At 39.9% G+C, this 3,433-nt stretch carries 3 protein-coding genes; 2 read left to right on the top strand and 1 reads right to left on the bottom strand.

Annotation, left to right across the window (positions count from 1 at the left end):
• The first annotated feature begins 117 nt into the window (after positions 1-117).
• The gene (locus Sarmat_RS06225) at positions 118-297 is read left to right on the top strand and encodes a hypothetical protein (protein WP_202149907.1); all 180 of its coding nucleotides are present in this window, start codon (positions 118-120) and stop codon (positions 295-297) included.
• 400 nt (positions 298-697) lie between these two features.
• Here the strand turns inward: Sarmat_RS06225 and dnaK are convergent, their stop codons facing one another.
• Positions 698-2,596: a molecular chaperone DnaK gene (gene dnaK, locus Sarmat_RS06220; RefSeq protein ID WP_202149906.1), complete on the bottom strand. Its 1,899-nt coding sequence runs from the start codon at positions 2,594-2,596 to the stop codon at positions 698-700.
• Between the two features lie 376 nt (positions 2,597-2,972).
• On the opposite strand from dnaK, the gene Sarmat_RS07190 reads away from it, so the two are divergent.
• Entirely contained in the window at positions 2,973-3,104 is a 132-nt protein-coding gene (locus Sarmat_RS07190) for a hypothetical protein (RefSeq protein WP_279611777.1), read from the top strand.
• The last annotated feature ends 329 nt before the right edge of the window (positions 3,105-3,433 follow it).

Here is a 3,433-nt window from a genome sequence, read left to right as displayed (position 1 = left end):
CCACCTCAAAATCAAATAAGTCTTTAAATTTGCGATATTGATGCTTTGGACTAACTAATTGATTTAAACTTACCATTGTAATTTGATGCGCTGAAGACATTTGAAAACCTCGTTCTTTTGAGATTTATTATAACAAAAATTACCTCATCTCGCAACGGTCCCATGAAGTACGTGAGGACTTGCGCATCGACAGCGTCGCCACAGTTGCCATCAGGAGTAGAGTTAGGAAAGAGGTCTATTGTTGCTGGAATTGTTAATTTCAAAAATGATTTCGTTAATAAATTGCTTGTCGCTTGATGCTAAAATAATCACGAACAACCTTCTTCACCCCTCGCATTGGCTAATTGTTAATTAAATACTTACGCAAGAGGTCTAACCTAAATTACTATAGGAATACCCGATGATACATTACCCAGATGTTTTGTTAAATCTAACAATCCTAATTTAGGCTTAATTATTTTTTGTTGTAAATTACCCATTTCAATCTCCATTGTTTACTGTGTTAAACGAAGATTAGCTCTGTCGCTACACGCTATAACGGGTTTCGCGCTACAGTCGCTAATCTCCTGCTTTTATAGCGCAATGTCAGATCAAATTCAAACTAATACAACATACGCGAAGTGAGGATTCGAGCATAGGCGCGCATCCTATGCTCTGCCATTCAGTAGAGTAGCGCGGGAGAGGTTTTTTACATCAACTACTCACTCTTATACTCAGCATCCACCACTTTTTCTTCAGACGTGCCAGCACCACTTGTCCCGCCCGCGTCACCATTTGGAGCTTGCTGTTGCCCATTCTGGTGTTGATATATAGCTTCTCCTATCTTAAGCGTAGCTTCGCTCAGTTCAGCCATAGCATCTTCGATTTTCTTTACATCTTCCTCTGCCAAGGATGATTTTAATGCATCTAAACTCTCTTCAATCTTCTGTTTGTCGCCGGCAGAAAGCTTGTCGCCATACTCACGCAAACTTTTCTCCGTGGAATATATTAATCCATCAGCCTTATTGCGCGCTTCAATTAAATCGCGTTTTTGCTTATCAGATGCGGCATTCTGCTCTGCCTCTCTCACCATTCTTTGGATTTCTTCTTCTTTCAATCCGCCAGATGTGGTGATTGTCACTTTCTGTTCTTTGCCACTCACCTTCTCTCTAGCAGAAACATGCACTATGCCGTTTGCATCTATATCAAACGTTACTTCAATTTGTGGCATACCTCTAGGAGACGGCGGAATACCTTCTAGGTTAAATTGCCCTAATAGCTTATTATCTGCCGCCATATGTCTCTCGCCCTGAAATACACGCACTGTTACCGCGTGCTGATTATCCTCTGCTGTCGAGAAAACCTGAGATTTCTTTGTTGGGATGGTTGTGTTGCGTTCTATAAGTTTAGTAAATACTCCACCCAAAGTTTCGATACCTAATGAAAGTGGGGTCACGTCTAGTAACAAGATGTCTCTTACATCACCCTTCAATACACCACCCTGCACCGCAGCACCTAAAGCAACTACCTCATCTGGGTTGACGCCTTGGTGAGGTTTTCTACCAAAAAATTTTTCTACCGCTTCTACCACTTTAGGCATTCTAGTCATGCCACCAACAAGCACAACTTCATCAATTTCAGATACTTTCAAGCCAGCATCATCTAAGGCTTTTTTACAAGGTTCGATAGTTTTTTCTATCAAATCGTCAACCAAGTTTTCGAGTTTAGCTCTAGATAGTGTGATGTTTAGGTGCTTAGGACCGCTTGTATCAGCCGTGATATAAGGTAAATTTATATCTGTAGATTGAGTAGAAGACAGTTCCTTCTTAGCCTTCTCTGCGGCTTCTTTCAAACGTTGTAATGCTAGTGGGTCATTTTTAAGATCCACGCCAGCGCTTTTCTTAAACTCGCTAATTAAATAGTCTAGAATTCTGGTATCAAAATCTTCCCCTCCAAGAAAAGTATCGCCATTAGTTGCTTTCACCTCAAATACACCATCACCCATTTCTAGAATAGAAACGTCAAAGGTACCACCGCCAAGATCATAAACTGCAATTTTTTTATGCCCGTCACTATTTAAGCCATAAGCTAGAGCTGCGGCAGTTGGTTCGTTAATAATTCTCAGTACTTCTAAACCAGCGATACGTCCAGCATCTTTAGTGGCCTGACGCTGCGCATCATTAAAATAAGCCGGCACAGTTATAATGGCTTGCGTAACCTTTTGCCCCAAATAACTCTCAGCAGCATCTTTCATTTTTTGCAAAGTATAGGCGCTCACTTGGCTTGGCGAATATCTTTTGCCCTGCACTTCTACCCACGCATCACCATTATCGGCTTTTACTATGCTATATGGCACGAGGTCTTGATCCTTCTTTACCATCGGATCATCAAATCTACGCCCTATCAACCTCTTAATAGCATACAAAGTATTCTTAGGGTTAGTTACGGCCTGGCGTTTAGCAGGGTCGCCCACTAATATTTCATTTGAAGCAAACGCAACAATAGAAGGTGTGGTTCTTAATCCTTCTGCATTGTCTATTACTTTTGGCTTTCCATTTTCCATGATTGCGACACATGAGTTAGTTGTGCCTAAATCGATACCTATAATATATGACATACCTTACCTCTTAATTTAGTTTCATTTGATTTTCTTTGTGCGTCACTTGTTATTATGACGAATGTATTACTTCTGCATACGTATATAATAAATAAAATGATACTACGTATGAAGATGAAAAAACTGTGGTAAACACTAAGATTAGACAAGAAACTACAAAGAGCAACTACATCTTGCGCTCCAAGCCTAACGCGCTTGATACTTCCTTATCTAAAACAGACATCAAAGATATACCTACACTATTTTATATAATAACGAGCTATAACTACTTCAAGGACAAGACGCATTAGAGAGTGAATAGACCTGCTGCATAATGGGACTGTTGCGAGTGTTTGATCCCAGAGAATAATGGCATATATTATGAAGAGAATAATTTATGGAGAAAAATCTTATGGGACAAATATTACACACGAATGCCAGAACAACGGAGGCAATCCGTAGAGAGAGCCGTGATGGTAAAGAAAGCATAAAGAAAGCGGCTAAAAGATTTAATAGACCTCTTGCATAACCTAAGGGATAGGTCTTAGTACCGGACACATAGTTGCTTAAGCTTTGAATTTAAATGATTGTTAGACATAATAGATCTGAGGAAAAAATCAAAAATTTCGATGAATTTTGATTGCATTAATATTTTTCTTAAAAAAGTAAGAACCAGTCACGCAAAAGGTTGAAGTATTGGAGGGACATCGTTATGATTGGCATCAAAGGGAGGATATGAGATGTCAACGAGCTATACGAGTGATTTAACAGATGAAGAATGGGCCGTAGTCGAAAAGATAATTTACAAAAGAAGGGGGAAACAAGGCAGGCCGCCCCCTAGGGATGCCAGACGTTTAT

It is taken from the genome of Candidatus Sarmatiella mevalonica, assembly GCF_016751895.1.
Lineage (GTDB): Bacteria > Pseudomonadota > Alphaproteobacteria > Rickettsiales > Rickettsiaceae > Sarmatiella > Sarmatiella mevalonica.
The sequence above is the reverse complement of the archived record's forward strand: the minus strand, read 5'-3'. Positions and strand labels throughout refer to the sequence as shown.

Bases quoted from the DNA above. Each gene is read 5' to 3' on its own strand.
- dnaK (WP_202149906.1), bottom strand. From the start codon at position 2,596: ATGTCATATATTATAGGTATCGATTTAGGCACAACTAACTCATGTGTC.
- Sarmat_RS07190 (WP_279611777.1), top strand. From the start codon at position 2,973: ATGGAGAAAAATCTTATGGGACAAATATTACACACGAATGCCAGAACA.